This window comes from Streptomyces sp. NPDC058371 (genome assembly GCF_042723265.1).
Taxonomy (GTDB): domain Bacteria; phylum Actinomycetota; class Actinomycetes; order Streptomycetales; family Streptomycetaceae; genus Streptomyces.
Map to the genome: position 1 here is coordinate 145669 of NZ_JBHXJC010000003.1, position 18388 is coordinate 164056.

The window sequence follows — 18388 nt, forward strand, 5'->3', positions numbered from 1 at the left end:
GAAGCTGGGTACCCGCTTGCCGGGCTGTTCCGGAGGTTCCGATCATGCCAAAGACAACGGCGGTCGGCCCAGTCCTCCGGGTCAACCGCCGTACGTTCGAGTGCGCTCCAACAAGCGGACGGATCACCCCAGTTGGGGAACGACCACCCATTCGCCGCGCCGCATCACGCCCTTGAGCTCGAACTCCGCGTCCAGGACCACCAGATCGGCGTCCTTGCCCGGTTCCAGGGAGCCCACTCGGTCGTACATGCCGAGCAGGCGGGCCGGGTTGGCGGACAGGGCCGTGACGACGTCCTCGACCGGCAGCCGGTCGATGGTGACCGCCCGCTTGAAGGCGCGGTCGAGGGTGAGGGTGGAGCCCGCGATCGAGCCGCCCTCCACCAGGCGGGCGACGCCGTCGCTGACCTCGACCCCCAGCGGGCCGAGCATGTAGAGGCCGTCGCCGAAGCCCGCCGCGTCCATCGCGTCGGTGATGAACGCCACCCGGTGCGCGCCCGCGTGGTGGAAGGCGAGCTCCAGGGAGGCGGGGTGCAGATGCGTGCCGTCGTTGATCAGCTCGACCGTGACGCGCTCGTCCTCCAGAAGCGCCGCGATCGGGCCGGGGGAGCGGTGGCCGAGCGGGGGCATCGCGTTGAACAGGTGCGTCGCCACGGTCGCGCCGGCGTCGATGGCGTCCTGCGTCTGCTCGTACGTCGCGTCCGTGTGCCCGATCGCCGCGATCACCCCGTGCTCGACGAGCAGCCGTACGGAGTCCAGGCCACCGGGCAGCTCGGTGGCGAGGGTGACCATCTTGGCGTGACCGCGGGCGGCGTCGATCAGCTTGCGGACGTCCGCCGGGTCCGGGTCGCGCAGCAGCTCCTCGGAGTGCGCGCCCTTGCGGCACGGCGAGATGAACGGGCCCTCGAAGTGGACGCCCGCGATATCGCCCTGCTCGGCCAGCTCGGAGAGCAGCCCGGCGCGCTGGGCGAGACCGTCCAGGTCACCGGTGACGGTGGAGGCGACGACCGTCGTCGTGCCGTGCAGCCGGTGGGTGTGGACGCCCTTGAGGACGTCCTCGACCGTTCCGGAGGTGAAGGACGCGCCACCGCCGCCGTGGTTGTGCAGGTCCACGAAGCCCGGGACGAGCCAGTGGCCGGAGAGATCGAGGGTCTCCGAGTCCGCGGGAGCGCTCCCGGCGATGCGCGTGCCGTCGACGATCACGCGGCCGCCGTTCACGGTCCCGGTGGGCAGGACCACCTGGGCGCCGGCGAGAACCTTGCTAGGGGCCATCAGGTGGTTACCTCCGAGCGGTCGGTGCTGTCGGTTTCGAGTAGATCCCAGGCGAGGAGTCCGGCGCCCAGACATCCGGCCGTGTCTCCGAGGTCGGCGGCGACGACGGCCGGCAGTTTCTGGAAGGTGACGCGCCGTTCCACGGCCGCCCGCAGCGGTGTGAACAAGGTTTCTCCGGCCTCGGCGAGACCGCCACCGATGATCAGGGTGCGCGGGTCCAGCAGGGTGAGCGCGGTGACGAGCCCGTCGGCGAGCGCGTCCACGGCGTCCTGCCAGACGCGTACGGCCCGTTCGTCGCCGGACTCCACGGCCTTGGCGCAGTCGGCCGCGTCCGCGCCCGGGTCCCCGGACGCCTCCGCCCAGGCCTGGCTGACGGCCGCCGCGGAGGCGTACCGCTCCAGACAGCCGCGCTGGCCGCAGGGGCAGGCGGTCCCGCCGGGCCGTACGACGATGTGGCCGATCTCGCCCGCGAAGCCGTGCGCGCCCGCCTCGACCTTGCCGTCGATGCCGATCGCGCCCGCGATCCCGGTCCCCAGCGGCACGAACAGGAAGCGGTCCGCTCCCTGCCCCGCGCCGATCCGGCCCTCCGCGAGGCCGCCGGTGCGCACGTCGTGGCCGAGCGCGACCGGGACGCCGTGCAACCGCTCGCTGAGCAGCCGGCGCAGCGGCACGTCCCGCCAGCCGAGGTTGGCCGAATACACCGCGAGGCCGAGGGCGGCGTCGACGATGCCGGGGACGGCCACGCCGGCGGCCGCGGCGGGTTCGCCGAGGTGCAGTTCGCCGTGGGCGCGCAGTTCGGCCGCGAAGCCGAGGATCGTCTCGACCACGGCGTCGGGCCCGCGCTCCCGGCCGGTCGCCCGGCGGGCCTGGTGGAGCAGCTCGCCCTCGGCGCCGACCAGGGCGGCCTTCATCCCGGTGCCGCCCACATCGAGGGCGATGACATGTCTCACGGGGACAGTGTCGCCCCTTACCCCAGGAGAGGTCTAGTCCACTTACGTGGTGTAGACCTTGTCTCCATACTTCGAGACAACTGTCGGGACAGTGACGTCCGGACGAAGCGCCCGACAACGGGCACTGAAGGCAGGGTTGGGGACGGGCTGTGCAGCGGCGTAGGACAGGACTGATCGCGGTGGGGTCCGCGCTGGGCATGACGGCGACCCTCGCCGGCTGCGGCGGCTCGGCGGGCTCAGGTGACGTGACCCTGCGGCTGGTGGCCGCGGACTACGGCGACTCCTCGGCGAACAGCTCGAAGAAGTACTGGGACGAACTGGTCAAGGAGTTCGAGGCCGAGCACTCCGGGATCAAGGTCGAGGTCAGCGTCTACTCCTGGAACGACGTCGACCGCAAGGTCCGGGAGATGGTCGACGCCGGCAAGGCGCCCGACATGGCGCAGATCGGCGCGTACGCCGACTACGCCGCCGCGGGCAAGCTGTACGAGGCCGACGACGTGCTCTCCATACCCACCCAGGCCGACTTCGTCCCCCAGCTCAGTGAGGCGGGGCAGATGAACCGGGTGCACTACGGCATGCCGTTCGCCTCCTCCACCCGGCTGCTCTTCTTCAACAAGACGCTGTTCTCCGAGGCCGGCATCACCCCGCCGCAGACCTGGAGCCAGCTCGCCGCCGACGCCAAGGTGCTGAAGGCCAAGGGCGTGAAGTACCCGTACGCGCTGCCGCTGGGCCCCGAGGAGGCGCAGGCGGAGACCATGCAGTGGCTGCTGAGCGGGGGCGGCGGCTACACCCAGGACGTCGGCACGTACTCGCTGGACTCGCCGGAGAACGTCAAGACGTTCGCCTGGCTCAAGAACGACCTGGTCGGCAAGGGGCTCACCGGCCCGACCGCGCCCGCGAAGCTCAACCGCGCCGACGCCTTCGCCGCCTTCGCGCGCGGCGAGGTCGGCATGCTCAACGGGCATCCCACGCTGATGAAGATGGCCGCCGAGAAGGGCGTGAAGTTCGGCATGGTGCCGATGCCCGGCATCAACGGCAAGGCCAAGGCCACGATGGGTGTCGCCGACTGGATGATGGCCTTCAAGCAGCACGGCCACCGCGAACAGGTCCGCGACTTCCTCGACTTCGTCTACAGCGAGAAGAACGTGCTCGCCTTCTCCCACCAGTACGACCTGCTGCCGGTGACCACGTCCGCGTCCGAGGCCATGGCCGCCGACCAGGACGACAAGGACCTCGCCTCCTTCCTCAAGGAACTCCCCTCCTCGCAGCTCTACCCGGTCGGCAAGACCTCCTGGGCCGGCGTCAGTGCCGACATCAAGAGCCAGATCGGCAAGGCGGTGAGCCCGAACGGCAGCTCGTCGGCCGTCCTGGGCGAACTGCAGCGCAAGGCGGCGCAGGCGGAGGCCGCGGAGTAGCCGGGCGGGGCGCCTGTCCCGGGCTGTGCCGCCTCTCGTTGTCGGTGCCGGGGGCTACCGTGTCGGCCATGGAAGAGCTCACCCCCCGGGAGCGGGCCGTCCTCGCCATGGAGCGCCGGGGCTGGCCGGGACCGGGCGCCAAGGAGCGGGCGATCCGCGAGCAGCTGGGCCTGGTGCCGGTCAGGTACTACCAGCTGCTCAACGCCCTGCTGGACGATCCGAGGGCGCTTGCCCACGACCCGGTGACGGTGAACCGACTGCGCCGGGTCCGCGACGCCCGCCGGGCGGAGCGCTGAGCCGGGGAGCGCCGCCGGTCACTTCCTGACTCACTGCCGGTCAATCCTGACGCGCTGCCGATCACTCCATGACCTGATGAGCCATGGGTGCGCCCGGCCCCGCCCGGATAGGGTCGAGGCATGGGCAGCCATACGGACTCCAGGGACCCCTTGCCGACCCCCGCGACCCCGGCCGGGCGCGAGGGTCTCGACGCCATCCTCGCGCGGCCGGGCCGCGCCGTGATCGCGCTCGACTTCGACGGGACGCTCGCACCGATCGTCGCCGACCCCGAGCAGGCCCGCGCCCACCCCGACGCGGTCCCCGCCCTCGCGGCACTCGCCCCGAAGGTCGCGTCCGTGGCGGTCGTCACCGGCCGGCCGGCCGGCGTCGCGGTCCGCCACGGGGGCTTCGCGGGCGTACCGGGCCTGGAACACCTCGTCGTCCTCGGGCACTACGGCGCCGAGCGCTGGGACGCGGTGAGCGGCACGGTCAACGCCCCCGCGCCGCACCCCGGCGTCGCCGCCGTCCGGGCCGAACTGCCCGGATTCCTGGACGAGATCGGCGCCTGGCAGGGCACCTGGATCGAGGAGAAGGGGCGCGCGGTCGCGGTCCACACCCGCCGTGCGGCGGACCCGCAGGCCGCCTTCGAGACGCTGCGCGAGCCGCTCGCCGGCCTCGCCACCCGCCACGGCCTGATCGTCGAGCCGGGCCGGATGGTCCTGGAGCTGCGGCCCCCCGGCATGGACAAGGGCGTCGCCCTCCTGGAGTACGTCCGCGAGATCGGCGCGGAGGCCGTCCTCTACGCCGGCGACGACCTGGGCGACCTGCCCGCCTTCGCCGCCGTCGACAAGCTCCGCTCCGACGGCGTCCCGGGCCTGCTGGTGTGCAGCGGCAGCGTGGAGGTGGCCGAACTGGCGGACCGCGCCGACCTGGTGGTGGACGGCCCGCCCGGCGTCGTCGCCCTGCTCACGTCACTGGCGTCCCGACTCGGCTGACTGCCGTAGGACGACGTGCCGGGCGTCGTGGGCTGCGGACCTTGTTCGAGGGCCGGCTCGGCTGACGGCCGTGGGCCGTTCGTGATCAGGCCTCCAGGGCGTGCAGCTGCTCCAGGAACCACTGGGCGGGCGGCAGCGCCGTCGCCGCGGCGGCCAGCCGCTTGGTGCGCCGGACGCGTTCGTCGACCGGCATCGTCAGCGCCTCGTGCAGCGCGCGGGCGGTGCCGATCACGTCGTACGGGTTCACCGTGACCGCGTCCTCGCCCAGCTCCTCGTGCGCCCCCGCCTCCCGGGACAGCACCAGCACGCATCCCTCGTCGGAGACGACCGGCACCTCCTTGGCGACCAGGTTCATGCCGTCCCGGATGGGGTTGACGAGCGCCACGTCCGCGAGCCGGTAGGCGGCCAGCGAGCGGGCGAAGTCGTCCTTGACGTGCAGCACCACCGGGGTCCAGTCCGCCGTCCCGTACCGGGAGTTGATCTCGTCCGCGACGCGCTGCACCTCGGCCGTGTAGTCCCGGTACACCGCCAGGTCCTGGCGGGAGGGATAGGCGAAGGCGACGTGCACCACCCGCTCGCGCCACGACGGCTGGTCCTCCAGGAGCTGCCGGTAGGCCAGCAGCCCGCGCACGATGTTCTTCGACAGCTCGGTCCGGTCGACCCGCACGACCGCCTTGCGCGGGGCCCCGTCGGAGGTGGTCCCGATCTGCTCCCGCAGTGCCGCCATCCGCTCGTCGACGTCCGCCTCGTGCGAGCGCCTCCGCAGGAAGTCCGCGTCCGCGCCCAGGCCGTGCACACCGATCCGGGTGTCCCCGACACCGCCGACGAGCGCGTCGCAGCAGGCCGTGAAGGCGCTCGCCCAGCGGTGGGTGAGGAAGCCGAGGCGGTCCGCGCCCAACATCCCGCGCAGCACCTGCTCGGCGATGTCGTCCGGCAGCATCCGGAAGTAGTCGACCGGCGCCCACGGGGTGTGCGAGAAGTGCCCGATGCGCAGATCGGGCCGCAGCTCGCGGAGCATCCCGGGCACCAGGGTCAGGTGGTAGTCCTGGACGAGGACGGAGGCACCGGACGCCGCCTCGTCGGCCAGCGCCTCGGCGAAGGCGCGGTTGTAGGTCTCGTACGAGGCCCACTGGCGCCGGAACTCCGCGTCGAAGGCCGGCTCCAGCGGGGTCTGGTACAGCATGTGGTGGACGAACCACAGCACCGAGTTGGCGATGCCGTTGTACGCGTCCGCGTGCACCTCGGCGTCGATGTCCAGCATCCGCACGCCGTCCTCGCCGACCCCGCGCCGCACCGCCTCGCGGTCCCCGTCGCCGAGCGCGGCGCACACCCACAGGGCGCCCGCGTCGGGCCCGATCGCGGACAGACCCGAGACCAGCCCGCCCCCGCCGCGCTTGGCGTGGAGCGAGCCGTCCTCGCGTACCTCGTAGGAGACCGGGCCGCGGTTGGAGGCGACGAGAATCTGGTGGGCGCCGTGCGTGGAAGCCATAAGCCTCAACCTAGCCCGGCTCGGAAACGCTCAAACGTACGGGCCGAGTACGGCGAGACCGTATACAACCGGCGGATTTCGTCACTGAGTGTGTCCGGCGGTCCGGTCAGGCCACTCTGCGTGTCTGGTACTCCCTGATGTCCACCATCGGCGGCCGTTCCTCCGTGTCCACGGAGTAGGTGCGCGGCTCGAAGCCGTCCTCGCCCCGCTCGAACTGGGTGAGGGCGGGACGGATCAGATGCCCGCGGGCCAGCCGCAGCTGCGCGGTCCGGTAGATCGCGGCGGCCATCCGGCCCAGCGCCTGCCCGTCCTGATGGCGGTGCTTGCGGACGCCGACGTCGACCTGGGCGAGCGAGTCGAGGCCCACCAGGTGCAGGGCGTCGACGAGCATGCCCAGCTCGACGCCGTACCCGACCGGGAACGGGAGCTGTTCCAGCAGGGAGCGGCGGGCGGCGTACTCCCCGCCGAGCGGCTGGACGAACCCCGCCAGCTGCGGCCAGTGCATGTTCAGCAGCGGGCGCGCCATGAGCTCGGTGACCCGTCCGCCCTGGCCCGCCGCCGAGCCCAGAGGCCGGTCGTACATGGCCTTGACGAGGTCCACTCCGGGGTCGGTGAGCAGCGGCCCCACGATCCCGGAGACGAAGTCGGACGAGAACTCCTTGAGGTCCGCGTCGATGAAGCAGACGATGTCACCGCTCGTCACCAGCAGCGACCGCCACAGGACCTCGCCCTTGCCGGGGACGGCCGCCAGACGCGGCAGGATCTCGTCCCGGTGGACCACGCGGGCGCCCGCCGCGGCGGCCACCTCCGAGGTGCGGTCCGTCGAACCCGAGTCGACCACGACGATCTCGTCGACGAGCGGGATCTGCTGCATCAGATCGTGGCGGATGACGGCGACGATCTCGCCGACGGTCTCCTCCTCGTTGAGCGCGGGCAGCACTACGCTGACCGTCGAGCCCGAGGTGCGTTTCGCGGCAATGAGCTTGTGGAGCGGGCGATCGGTCATGGACCAGGAGCGGGTGCTCAGCCAGCGCTCGACTTCTTCCAGCACAGTCTGCGGCTCCTCACTGTTCGATCACATGGTCCTTCAGGTATGTGATCCATCTCGCGGTTCGGACGACTATCTCAACTGTCCTGGCCTTCGGTTACAGTCTTGAACAACGCGGATGACCATCGCATGTCCTGGCGCGTCCCCGTGCACCACCGAACAACAACTGAATACCGCTCATCCAGAGGGGCAGAGGGATACGGCCCGTTGAAGCCCCGGCAACCCTCCAGTCGGTTCTCGTCACTGATCGCTGCTGATCAGTTCCGCGAGGCTCCCGACTAGGGAAGGTGCCAAATCCGTCTCACGGCGAAGTGCGTCGTGAGGAAGATGAGGAGAAAGGGCCTCGCCTCCATGGCTGCGCAGACAGTTGCAAGCACCACGAACTCCGCCACCGCCGCGAACTCCGTCGATCTGGGTCCCGCCGCGGCTCTCTCGTGCCGGGAATGCGGACACCGCGTGCCGCTCGGCCCGGTCTTCGCCTGCGAGGAGTGTTTCGGCCCGCTGGAGATCGCGTACGACTTCTCCGGCTACGACACCGAGGAGCTCCGCAAGCGCATCGAAGCGGGCCCCGCGAACATCTGGCGCTACGCGCCGCTGCTGCCGGTCCCCGCGGACGTCGCCGAGAAGCCGAACATCAACCCGGGCTGGACCAAGCTCGTCCAGGCCGACAACCTGGCGCGCGAGCTGGGTGTCGACTCCGGCAAGCTCTTCGTCAAGGACGACTCCGGCAACCCGACGCACTCCTTCAAGGACCGCGTCGTCGCCCAGGCGATCGAGGCCGCCCGCGCCTTCGGCTTCACCACCCTCTCCTGCTCCTCCACGGGCAACCTGGCCGGCGCCGTCGGTGCCGCCGCCGCCCGCGCCGGCTTCCGCTCCTGTGTGTTCATCCCGCACGACCTGGAGCAGGGCAAGATCGTCATGGCCGCGATCTACGGCGGCGAGCTCGTCGGTATCGAGGGCAACTACGACGACGTGAACCGCTTCTGCTCCGAGCTGATCGGCGACTCGGCCGGCGAGGGCTGGGGCTTTGTCAACGTCAACCTGCGGCCGTACTACGCGGAGGGCTCCAAGACCCTGGCGTACGAGATCTGCGAGCAGCTCGGCTGGCAGCTGCCGGACCAGCTGGTCGTGCCGATCGCCTCCGGCTCCCAGCTCACGAAGATCGACAAGGGTCTGAAGGAGCTGATCGAGCTCGGGCTCGTCGAGGACAAGCCGTACAAGATCTTCGGTGCCCAGGCCGAGGGCTGTTCGCCGGTGTCCGTCGCCTACAAGGCCGGGCACGACGTCGTACGGCCGCAGAAGCCGAACACCATCGCCAAGTCGCTCGCCATCGGCAACCCGGCCGACGGGCCCTACGTGCTCGACATCGCGCGGCGCACGGGCGGTGCGGTGGAGGACGTCAACGACGAGCAGGTGGTCGACGCGATCAAGCTCCTCGCGCGCACGGAGGGCATCTTCGCCGAGACGGCGGGTGGCGTGACCGTGGGTGTCGCGAAGAAGCTGATCGAGAACGGGCTGCTCGACCCGACGCTCACGACGGTCGTCCTCAACACGGGTGACGGTCTCAAGACGTTGGACGCGGTGGCCGGTACGGGGCTCACCGCGACGATCCGCCCGAACCTCGAGTCCTTCAGGGAAGCTGGGCTCGCGTAAAGGTCGTTGTTTCTCTGCGGGCCAGTGGGGGCTGGTCGCGCCCACGCGGCGGAGCCGCACAGTCAACGGAGCCCCGCGCCCCTGGAGGGGCGCTTCCGACCGGAGGTCACAAGGCATGAGCGTCAACGTCCGTATCCCCACCATCCTGCGCACCTACACGGGCGGCAAGGCCGAGGTCCCCGCCGAGGGCAAGACCCTCGCCGAGGTCATCGCGGACCTGGAGAAGAACCACACGGGCATCGCCGCGCGTGTCCTGGACGACCAGGGCAAGCTGCGCCGCTTCGTCAACGTGTACGTGAACGACGACGACGTCCGCTTCGAGCAGGGCCTGGAGACGGCGACGCCGGACGGCGCGGGCGTCTCGATCATTCCGGCCGTGGCCGGCGGCTGCTGACGGGCTGAAGGCCGGACAAACGGCCGCAGCCCCGGTCCGACCACTCAGAGTTCACCGAATTGCCCTCTCCGTGAGAGAAACGGAGGGGGCAATTCTGCATGGTTGAGCGCGGTACAGTTGGGGAAGCCGCTTCTCCTTTCATGCCGGGCGCATATGAGCCTTCGCTCGGTGCCCGACAAGAAGTAGCCAAAATGCCCGGTATTTTTGTGCCGATTACGGCATTTATGGGGCCCGACTTGCCCTGAATGTGTGCAAATTCTCCACATATTCCCGATCGGGCTTGCCCAGAATTCTCGTCCGATTGACCTGTTGCAGACGGCAGTTGGACAGATACATTCAGCCGCGGTCGACGCGTTCCGGCGCACACCCCCAACCGTTTGGGGGGTGAGGTCTGACCCGGATCCGCGAAGTGTGGATCTGTGCAAGGGCCAGTAATAGGGGAGTTAGGCATGGCTCAGGGCACCGTCAAGTGGTTCAACGCGGAGAAGGGGTACGGCTTCATCGCGGTCGACGGTGGTGCGGACGTCTTCGTGCATTACAGCGCGATTCAGATGGACGGCTACCGCACCCTTGAAGAGGGTCAGCGAGTGGAGTTCGAGATCTCGCAGGGCCAGAAGGGTCCGCAGGCGGACATGGTCAAGCTCGCCGTCTGATCTAGGCGCGATCGACCACCGACGCACGCACTCACGTCGAAGGGCTCCCATCCCCCCAGGGTTGGGAGCCCTTCGGGCGTTCCCGGGCAGCCCGCCGGGTACCGTCCGGGCGTTCCCGGATCGCCCGCCGGGTCCTGCTTCGCGCGTCCCCGGACCGCCCCGGGGTTCCCGACAGGCGCTTGCACTCGGAGGGGTCGAGTGCTAATCATTGGCGTTAGCACTCTGAAGGTGAGAGTGACAACTATGGACCGGGTCGGTGAGGCCCGCAGGCCAAGTGGGGCAAGGAACCACGAGGCACGCAGGCCGTCCGTCGCGGGCGCCAACACGGTCCGGAGCAATCCACCCCAGTCCGGGAGGACCACTTCACATGGCCAAGATCATCGCGTTCGACGAGGAGGCACGGCGCGGTCTCGAGCGCGGGATGAACCAGCTCGCCGACGCCGTCAAGGTCACCCTTGGTCCCAAGGGTCGCAACGTCGTCCTCGAGAAGAAGTGGGGCGCCCCCACGATCACCAACGATGGTGTTTCCATCGCCAAGGAGATCGAGCTCGAGGACCCGTACGAGAAGATCGGCGCTGAGCTGGTCAAGGAAGTCGCCAAGAAGACGGACGACGTCGCCGGTGACGGTACGACCACCGCGACCGTTCTGGCGCAGGCGCTGGTCCGCGAGGGCCTTCGCAACGTCGCCGCGGGTGCCAACCCGATGGCCCTCAAGCGTGGTATCGAGAAGGCCGTCGAGGCCGTCTCCGGCGCCCTGCTCGAGCAGGCCAAGGATGTCGAGACCAAGGAGCAGATCGCTTCCACGGCCTCCATCTCCGCCGCCGACACCCAGATCGGCGAGCTCATCGCCGAGGCGATGGACAAGGTCGGCAAGGAAGGCGTCATCACCGTCGAGGAGTCCCAGACCTTCGGTCTGGAGCTGGAGCTCACCGAGGGTATGCGCTTCGACAAGGGCTACATCTCGGCGTACTTCGCCACCGACATGGAGCGTATGGAGGCCGTCCTCGACGACCCGTACATCCTGATCGCCAACTCCAAGGTCTCCAACGTCAAGGACCTGCTCCCGCTCCTCGAGAAGGTCATGCAGTCGGGCAAGCCGCTGCTGATCATCGCCGAGGACGTCGAGGGCGAGGCCCTGTCGACCCTGGTGGTCAACAAGATCCGTGGCACCTTCAAGTCCGTTGCCGTCAAGGCTCCGGGCTTCGGTGACCGCCGCAAGGCCATGCTCGGCGACATCGCCATCCTCACGGGCGGCGAGGTCATCTCCGAGGAGGTCGGCCTCAAGCTGGAGAACGCGGGCGTCGACCTGCTGGGCCGTGCCCGCAAGGTCGTCATCACCAAGGACGAGACCACGATCGTCGACGGCTCCGGCTCTGCCGACCAGGTCGCCGGCCGGGTCAACCAGATCCGCGCCGAGATCGAGAACTCGGACTCGGACTACGACCGCGAGAAGCTCCAGGAGCGTCTGGCGAAGCTGGCCGGCGGCGTGGCCGTCATCAAGGCCGGTGCCGCCACCGAGGTCGAGCTCAAGGAGCGCAAGCACCGCATCGAGGACGCCGTTCGCAACGCGAAGGCGGCCGTCGAGGAGGGCATCGTCGCCGGTGGTGGCGTGGCCCTCATCCAGGCCTCCTCGGTCTTCGAGAAGCTGGAGCTGACGGGTGACGAGGCGACCGGCGCCAACGCCGTGAAGCTCGCCCTGGAGGCCCCGCTCAAGCAGATCGCCGTCAACGGTGGTCTCGAGGGTGGCGTCATCGTCGAGAAGGTGCGCAACCTGCCCGTCGGTCACGGCCTGAACGCCGCGACCGGTGAGTACGTCGACATGATCGCCGAAGGCATCATCGACCCGGCGAAGGTCACGCGCTCTGCCCTGCAGAACGCCGCGTCCATCGCCGCGCTGTTCCTCACCACCGAGGCCGTCATCGCCGACAAGCCGGAGAAGGCCGCTGCCGGCGGCGCTCCGGGCGGCATGCCGGGCGGTGACATGGACTTCTGATCCTGCCGGATCAGGCTCGTCCTTTCCGAGGGCGGCACCCCTTCTCCAGGGGGTGCCGCCCTCGGGTGTTTTCCGGTGCCGCCGCCGGTGTTCCCGGTGTGCTCCGTGCGGCCGATGAAGGCCGGCGTGGCCGGGATCACAGCCGGGGGAGGTGGGGCGGCGGAATGACCTGGCGGGTGGGTCGGTTGACGGGGGAGGGCTGGTTGATGCATGTGCACATACCAGCTGGAATGTCCGACTCCCGACCACTCCCCGAACTTTGAGGAATCCCCCACGTGACTACCACCGCCTCCCCCTCCGCCTCGGCCACCCGGGCGGCCCAGATCCTGTCCCGGCCGGTCTCGCTGAACGGCCTGACCGTCCCCAACCGGATCGTGATGGCGCCGATGACCCGGCAGTTCTCCCCGGGCGGCGTGCCCGGTGAGGACGTGGCGTCGTACTACGCGCGCCGCGCCGCCGCGGGCGTGGGCCTGATCGTCACCGAGGGCACGTACGTGGGCCACGAGTCGGCCGGGCAGAGCGACCGCGTCCCGCGGTTCCACGGCGAGGAGCAGCTGGCGGGCTGGGCGAAGGTCGCCGACGCCGTGCACGCGGCGGGCGGCCGGATCGTGCCGCAGCTGTGGCACATCGGCACGGTGCGCAACGCGGGCGACCCGCCCTTCGCCGACGCCCCGGCCGTCGGCCCCTCCGGTCTGCGCCCCGACGGCACCGAGGGCGGCAAGGCGATGACGCAGGCCGATCTGGACGACGTCATCGCGGCGTTCGCCGAGGCCGCCGCCGCAGCCGAGCGGATCGGCTTCGACGGGGTCGAACTGCACGGCGCGCACGGCTACCTGATCGACCAGTTCCTGTGGGAGGGCACCAACCGCCGCACCGACGCGTACGGCGGCGACCCGGTGGCCCGTACGCGATTCGCGGTCGAGCTCGTCGCCGCCGTGCGCGCGTCGGTCTCCCCGACCTTCCCCGTCCTCTTCCGCTACTCGCAGTGGAAGCAGGACGCGTACAAGGCCCGGCTCGCGGAGACCCCGGCCGAGCTCGACGCCCTGCTCACCCCGCTCGTCGAGGCCGGCGTGGACGCCTTCCACGCCTCCACGCGCCGCTACTGGCTGCCCGAGTTCGACGACTCCGACCTGAACCTGGCCGGCTGGACCAAGAAGCTCACCGGCAAGCCGTCCATCACCGTCGGCTCGGTCGGCCTGGACGGCGACTTCATCAAGGCCTTCCAGGGTCAGGGCGCCGAGACCAAGACGATCGACGACCTGCTGGACCGTCTGGAGCGCGACGAGTTCGACCTGGTCGCCGTCGGCCGTGCGCTGCTCCAGGACCCGCAGTGGGCGGCGAAGGTCCTCGACGGCCGCCTCGGCGAGCTGGGTGCCTACGACCCGGCGTCGCTGCGCAGCCTCGCCTGAGCCCTACACGTTCCCCATCGGCTCGATGTCGATCTTGACCGGGGTGCCCCAGATGCGCAGGACCTCGTAGTCCGTGAACTCATGGACCAGGCGGTAGGCCATGCCGGGCCGCGGGGTTCTGCGCTCGGCCGCGAGGTAGCGCTCGGCCTCGAGGCGGTCGCGCCGCGGGGTGCCGCAGAGCTGCCACGCCTGGCCGCTCCACACCTCCGGGAGCCAGCGCTGCTGAGGCTGGGGGCGGTCCTCGCGAACGCCGTAGCGGGACTTGGTGCGGTCGGGGGACTCGTCGGGGCCGGCGGAGCGGCCGTGCCCGTAGGCGCCGTTGACCTGGGAGCGGCGGGCGGTCCTGCGGCGGGTCTCGCAGAGCAGGCAGAGGTCGCCGGCCCCCTCGTCGACCGGCCCGTTCGGATGCTCGGCGCAGCGTGTGGTGGGGACCGCGGTGGTGACGGTGTCGTCGAGCAGGTCGAGGGCCCGCTTCAGGTCGGCCTTCACCTCGTGCAGCTTCGCGTCGGCGGTGTCGGCGCTCAGCACGTCCCCGTGCTCGCCGAGCAGCCGCAGGGCGCGGCCCAGAGCGGTCAGCTGTGCGTGGTTCACGGTGTTGGGTTCCCTCCCCGGGCGGTGCTCTGTCCTACCGCAGAATCGCACACGTCTCGGACAGTCCCGTCGAAGCCGAAGAACCAGGTGGCCGCGAAGCCGGTGAGATAGCCGGTCAGCAGGCCGCCCGCGTAGATCGCGGCGGTCAGGGCCAGGGACCGGTTGCCGGACAGCAGGGGGAACAGGGCCCAGCCCGAGGGGCCGATCGCCGTCGAGCCGACCCGGTCGCCGAGCATCGAGAAGAACCCGACGAACGCACCGCCGGCGGCGCCGCCCGCGCAGGCCGTGACGAACGGCCGCCCGAGCGGCAGCGAGACGCCGTAGATCAGGGGTTCGCCCACGCCCAGCAGGCCGGCCGGGAGCGCCGACCTGATCGTCGTCCGCAGCGACTGGTCGTGGCGCAGCCGGACGTACACCGCGAGTGCCGCGCCGACCTGGCCCGCGCCCGCCATCGCCAGCAGGGGCAGCAGGACGGTGTAGCCCTGCTGCTCGATGAGGGTGGTGTGGATGGGGATCAGCGCCTGGTGCAGGCCGAGCATCACCAGGGGCAGGAAGAGGCCGCCCAGGACCAGACCGGCGAAGGCGCCCGTGGTGGACAGCAGCCAGTTCGCCGCCGTACCGATGGCGGCCGAGACCTCGCCGGCCACGTACATCAGGCCGTAGAGCGTCACCAGGCCGGCGACGAGCACGGTGACGGCCGGGGTGAGCAGGACGTCGAGGGTGCCCGGGACGCGGCCGCGACAGGCCTTCTCGACGTACGTCGCCAGGAGGGCGGCGGCCAGGGCGCCCAGGACGCCGCCCTGGCCGGGGGAGAGCGTCATGCCGAAGGCCGTCACCTTCGCGACCCCCGCGTACACGACGATCGCCGCGACGGCGCCGCCGAGGACCGGGGTGCCGCCGAACTCCTGCGCGGTGTTGTAGCCCACGAAGACGGCGATCAGGGCCATGAAGCCGGAGGCGATGGCGGTGAGCGCGGGGGTGAGGGACGGCAGCAGGTGGAGGTTGACGAGCAGGCCGTTGAGGCCCGCGATGATGCCGCAGCCGATCAGGGCGGGGATCAGCGGGACGAAGATGTTCGCGAGGCGGCGGAGCAGCAGCCTGAGCGGTGTCGCGTTGCGCTGCCGCTGGGCCGCCTTCAACTGGGCGCCCCTGACCGTCAGTTCGTCGGCGGTGGTCGGGCGCGCGGCCACGAGCGCCTCGAACTCCCCGGCCACCCGGGCGACCGCGCCGGGGCCCAGGACGATCTGGTACGTGTCGTCGTCGACGACGCCGAGTACGGCAGGAAGGGCCCTGAGGGCGTCCTCCCGGACCTGGGCCCGGTCCCGCAGACCCAGCCGCAGGCGGGTCATGCAGTGGGCCACGGAGACGACGTTCTCGGCGCCGCCGACGAGCGGGAGCAGCGCGGCGGCGGTGGTGGTGTGGGGGGCGGGGCCGTTCGTTGTGGGCACCCCCCGAGGGTGCGGTCAGTCGCGGGCGGCGGCCAGCGCGGCGCGCAGGTGGCCCGCGCTGTCCTCCAGAAGGCGGGCGGCCGTCGGCCCGTCCACCCCGCCCAGGATCGTCAGGATCGCGTTCTTGACCTCGCCGTCCGTGGCGGCGAGGGCGGACTCGATCTCCTCGTCAGAGGCGCCGGTGGCCAGGGCCACGATGCGCCGGGAGCGGGCGCGGAGCTTCTCGTTCGACGCGCGGACGTCGACCATCAGGTTCCCGTACGTCTTGCCCAGCCGGATCATCGTGATCGTCGAGAGCATGTTGAGGACCAGCTTCTGGGCGGTGCCCGCCTTCAGCCGGGTGGAGCCGGTCAGCAGCTCGGGACCCACCACGACCTCGATGCCGTGCTCCGCGGCGGCCGCGAGGGCGCTGTCCGCGTTGCAGGACAGGCCGACCGTCAACGCGCCTTGGCCGCGGGCGTGTTCGACCGCGCCGATGGCGTACGGGGTGCGGCCGGAGGCGGAGACGCCGACCACCGTGTCGTCGGCCGTCAGCGAGAGGGCCGCCAGATCGGCCGCGGCCAGCTCCCTGGAGTCCTCCGCGCCCTCGATCGAGGTGACCATGGCGCTCGGACCGCCCGCGATCAGGCCGACGACCTCGGACGGGTCGGTGTTGAACGTGGGCGGGCACTCGGACGCGTCCAGGACGCCGAGCCGGCCCGCGGTGCCCGCGCCCGCGTAGATCAGCCGGCCGCCGCGGGACATCCGCTCCGCGACGGCGTCGATGGCGGCGGCGATGAGCGGGAGCTGCGCGGCGACCGCGGCCGGCACGGTCGCGTCCTCGCCGTTCATCAGCCGGGCGATCTCGACCGTGGGCAGCCGGTCGATCTCGGAGAGTTCGGGGCGGAACGCCTCGGTGGTCAGCGTCTCCAACTCGGCCCGCAGATCGCGGTAGTGGTCGTCCGGGAGGGAGCGCTGGCTCTCGCCCCGGAGATCGCGGTGGTTGGAGGAGGCGTCGGCGGTGGAGGTCATGTGGAACGGCTCTTTCCGGTGCTTTCCGTACGCACGGTGGCGGGTGCGTACGTTCCGTGGATGCGTCGTCGGATCTACGGCAGGCAAGGGCAGGGGACGGGCGGGCGTCAGCGGCGCGCGCTGCCGCGCGGGCTGTGGCGGTGCGCCAGTGCCTCGTACGAGGCGGACAGGGCGGGCGCCGCGGTCTCGTAGGTCCGCTGGGCGACCCCCACGAACAGACAGTCCACGACGAGCAGCTGACTCGTACGGGACGACATCGCCGCCGGCCGCAGCTCGCTCTCGCGGGCCGTCGACGTCGTGAGGATGTGGTCCGCGTACTGCGTCACGGGCCCGTCGGGGCGGCCGGTGACGGCGATCGTCGTCGCACCGCGTTCGAAGGCGACCCGGAGGGGCTCGATGATGTCGCCGGTCGACCCCGAGTGGGTGATCGCGATCGCCACGTCCTTGGCGCGCAGCTGCACCGCGTTGGTGACGGCGAGGTGCGGATCGCTGTGCGCGTGGGCTATCAGGCCGATGCGCAGCAGCTTCTGGGCGAGGTCCTGGCCGACCAGGCCGGACGCCCCGACGCCGTAGATGTCGACGCGGCGGGCGGCGGCGAGCGCGGTGACCGCCGCGCCGAGCTGGACCGTGTCGAGCCCGGCCGCCGTGTCGGCGAGGGTCTGCTGCTCGTCGTAGGCGAGCTTGGCGACGACGTCCGCGATCGGGTCGTCGACCGCGATGTCCGCGGTGACGGCGGGCGCCCGGCCCGACTGCTGCTGGGCGGCGAGGCCGGCCAGGGCGAGGCGCAGGTCACGGTAGCCGGGGTAGCCGAGGAGGCGGGCGGTGCGGACCACCGTCGCCTCGCTGGTGCCGGTGAGCTCGGCGAGGCCGGTGACCGTGAGGGCCGCGCAGCCGGCCGGGTCGCCTGCGACGGCCTCGGCGACCCGCTGCATGGAGCGGGTCATCGACGGAGCCAGCGTGCGCACCTTGGCCGCGAGGGCGGCGGGGGCGGGCGGCGCCTCCCCGGCGAAAATTTCCTTCACAACATGGGTCACCTCTGAAAGATATTTTCCGTTGGGGCATACGGTCAAGGGTGCGCACAATGGGTGCATGGACCCCATCAGCCCCCTGGAGCAGGCGTTGCACGCGGCGCGCGCGCTCGTGCTCGCCGATCTCGTCGCGGGCCAGGTCGCCGAGGCCGACGTCGTCTCCCTGGTCGAGGAGTCGGTGACGCAGCGCCGCTGGTGGGTCGAGCAGTGGCCGGAGGGCACGGCGTACGTGGCGGGTCTGGTCGCCCAGGACGTCCAGGACGCGCTCCTGGAGCGGTACGGGCGGTGGCCGCTGTGCCCCGTCTGCGGCTCGGGCGACCCGCACGCCCTCGACGTGGAGCCCGAGTTGGGGCCCGACCCGCACTGGGTCTGCCACCAGGCGGGAGTGAAGGTCGCGTCGGTGGGCTCACTGGGGCCGGCCCTGGGCGGGACGCCCTCGTCGTGACGCTCTACATAGATCCGCCCACCTGGCCGGGGCACGGGCGGATGTGGTCCCACCTGGTCAGCGACGTGTCGTACGACGAACTGCACCTGTTCGCTGAGGGGTTGGGCGTGCCGCGGCGCGCCTTCGAGCGGGACCACTACGACATCCCGTCGCACCGGTACGCGGAGGTCGTGCGGGCGGGCGCGGTGGAGGTCGGCAGCCGCGAGGTGGTGCGGCTGCTGCACGGCTCCGGACTGCGCAGGGCCAAGCGGTGGGCGGGCCCCCGCTGATCCGTCGGCAGCGGGGGCCCTGCTGACCCGTCGCCGCGTCGGTCGCCGCAGG

18 protein-coding genes and 1 riboswitch are annotated in these 18388 nt (G+C 71.0%); of the genes, 10 read left to right on the forward strand and 8 right to left on the reverse strand.

All coding sequences use genetic code 11. The features are described from left to right. Positions 1-123: 123 nt before the first annotated feature. Positions 124-1269, reverse strand: a complete 1146-nt coding sequence (gene nagA / locus ACFWM2_RS12290; RefSeq protein WP_383276956.1) for an N-acetylglucosamine-6-phosphate deacetylase — start codon at positions 1267-1269, stop codon at positions 124-126. Next, positions 1269-2219 (reverse strand): ROK family protein, encoded by a 951-nt coding sequence (locus ACFWM2_RS12295; RefSeq protein ID WP_383276959.1) that lies wholly within the window; start codon positions 2217-2219, stop codon positions 1269-1271. The genes nagA and ACFWM2_RS12295 overlap by 1 nt, the downstream gene beginning before the upstream one ends. 197 nt (positions 2220-2416) lie before the next feature. Between ACFWM2_RS12295 and ACFWM2_RS12300 the strand changes: the two genes are divergently transcribed. From ACFWM2_RS12300 to otsB, 3 genes are all read left to right on the forward strand, one after another. Continuing rightward, positions 2417-3634 (forward strand): ABC transporter substrate-binding protein, encoded by a 1218-nt coding sequence (locus tag ACFWM2_RS12300; RefSeq protein WP_383278285.1) that lies wholly within the window; start codon positions 2417-2419, stop codon positions 3632-3634. A 68-nt stretch (positions 3635-3702) separates the two neighbouring features. Beyond that, complete coding sequence (locus tag ACFWM2_RS12305; protein WP_383276962.1) at positions 3703-3930, forward strand: DUF3263 domain-containing protein; 228 nt, start codon at positions 3703-3705, stop codon at positions 3928-3930. A 120-nt stretch (positions 3931-4050) separates the two neighbouring features. Continuing rightward, complete coding sequence (gene otsB / locus ACFWM2_RS12310) at positions 4051-4905, forward strand: trehalose-phosphatase (protein WP_383276965.1); 855 nt, start codon at positions 4051-4053, stop codon at positions 4903-4905. A gap of 85 nt (positions 4906-4990) precedes the next feature. On the opposite strand, the gene ACFWM2_RS12315 is transcribed toward otsB, so the two are convergent. Together ACFWM2_RS12315 and ACFWM2_RS12320 are read right to left on the reverse strand one after the other, a co-directional pair. After that, the gene (locus ACFWM2_RS12315; RefSeq protein ID WP_383276968.1) at positions 4991-6394 is read right to left on the reverse strand and encodes a trehalose-6-phosphate synthase; all 1404 of its coding nucleotides are present in this window, start codon (positions 6392-6394) and stop codon (positions 4991-4993) included. Between the two features lie 106 nt (positions 6395-6500). Then, a complete protein-coding gene (locus tag ACFWM2_RS12320) occupies positions 6501-7445 on the reverse strand; it encodes a glucosyl-3-phosphoglycerate synthase (protein WP_383276971.1) in 945 nt (314 codons plus the stop codon). A 171-nt stretch (positions 7446-7616) separates the two neighbouring features. Beyond that, positions 7617-7776, forward strand: a riboswitch (SAM riboswitch). A 17-nt stretch (positions 7777-7793) separates the two neighbouring features. Between ACFWM2_RS12320 and thrC the strand changes: the two genes are divergently transcribed. The 5 genes from thrC (at position 7794) to ACFWM2_RS12345 (ending at position 13544) form a co-directional block, all read left to right on the forward strand. Beyond that, positions 7794-9095, forward strand: a complete 1302-nt coding sequence (thrC, locus tag ACFWM2_RS12325; RefSeq protein WP_383276974.1) for a threonine synthase — start codon at positions 7794-7796, stop codon at positions 9093-9095. 115 nt (positions 9096-9210) lie between these two features. Further along, a complete protein-coding gene (locus ACFWM2_RS12330) occupies positions 9211-9489 on the forward strand; it encodes a MoaD/ThiS family protein (RefSeq protein ID WP_383276977.1) in 279 nt (92 codons plus the stop codon). 449 nt (positions 9490-9938) lie between these two features. Continuing rightward, on the forward strand, positions 9939-10142 hold the full coding sequence (locus ACFWM2_RS12335; RefSeq protein WP_005315736.1) for a cold-shock protein: 204 nt from the start codon (positions 9939-9941) through the stop codon (positions 10140-10142). 367 nt (positions 10143-10509) lie between these two features. Next, positions 10510-12135: a chaperonin GroEL gene (gene groL, locus ACFWM2_RS12340; RefSeq protein WP_383276982.1), complete on the forward strand. Its 1626-nt coding sequence runs from the start codon at positions 10510-10512 to the stop codon at positions 12133-12135. A gap of 275 nt (positions 12136-12410) precedes the next feature. Continuing rightward, positions 12411-13544, forward strand: coding sequence for an NADH:flavin oxidoreductase (locus tag ACFWM2_RS12345; protein WP_383276985.1), 1134 nt, complete (start codon positions 12411-12413; stop codon positions 13542-13544). Positions 13545-13547: 3 nt separating this feature from the next. On the opposite strand, the gene ACFWM2_RS12350 is transcribed toward ACFWM2_RS12345, so the two are convergent. The 4 genes from ACFWM2_RS12350 to ACFWM2_RS12365 all read right to left on the reverse strand — a co-directional run bounded on the left by ACFWM2_RS12350 (position 13548) and on the right by ACFWM2_RS12365 (position 17628). Next, positions 13548-14135, reverse strand: a complete 588-nt coding sequence (locus ACFWM2_RS12350) for a hypothetical protein (RefSeq protein WP_383276988.1) — start codon at positions 14133-14135, stop codon at positions 13548-13550. After that, the gene (locus tag ACFWM2_RS12355) at positions 14132-15583 is read right to left on the reverse strand and encodes a PTS transporter subunit EIIC (RefSeq protein ID WP_383276991.1); all 1452 of its coding nucleotides are present in this window, start codon (positions 15581-15583) and stop codon (positions 14132-14134) included. The genes ACFWM2_RS12350 and ACFWM2_RS12355 overlap by 4 nt, the downstream gene beginning before the upstream one ends. A 15-nt stretch (positions 15584-15598) precedes the next feature. After that, positions 15599-16594 carry an N-acetylmuramic acid 6-phosphate etherase gene (murQ, locus tag ACFWM2_RS12360; RefSeq protein ID WP_383276994.1) on the reverse strand — a complete coding sequence of 332 codons (996 nt, stop codon included), beginning with the start codon at positions 16592-16594 and terminating at the stop codon, positions 15599-15601. Positions 16595-16701: 107 nt separating this feature from the next. Next, entirely contained in the window at positions 16702-17628 is a 927-nt protein-coding gene (locus ACFWM2_RS12365; protein WP_383276997.1) for a MurR/RpiR family transcriptional regulator, read from the reverse strand. Between the two features lie 55 nt (positions 17629-17683). Between ACFWM2_RS12365 and ACFWM2_RS12370 the strand changes: the two genes are divergently transcribed. Beyond that, entirely contained in the window at positions 17684-18067 is a 384-nt protein-coding gene (locus ACFWM2_RS12370; RefSeq protein WP_383277000.1) for a hypothetical protein, read from the forward strand. Further along, complete coding sequence (locus ACFWM2_RS12375; RefSeq protein ID WP_383277003.1) at positions 18064-18336, forward strand: DUF4031 domain-containing protein; 273 nt, start codon at positions 18064-18066, stop codon at positions 18334-18336. Before ACFWM2_RS12370 ends, ACFWM2_RS12375 begins: the two co-directional genes overlap by 4 nt. Positions 18337-18388: the final 52 nt, after the last annotated feature.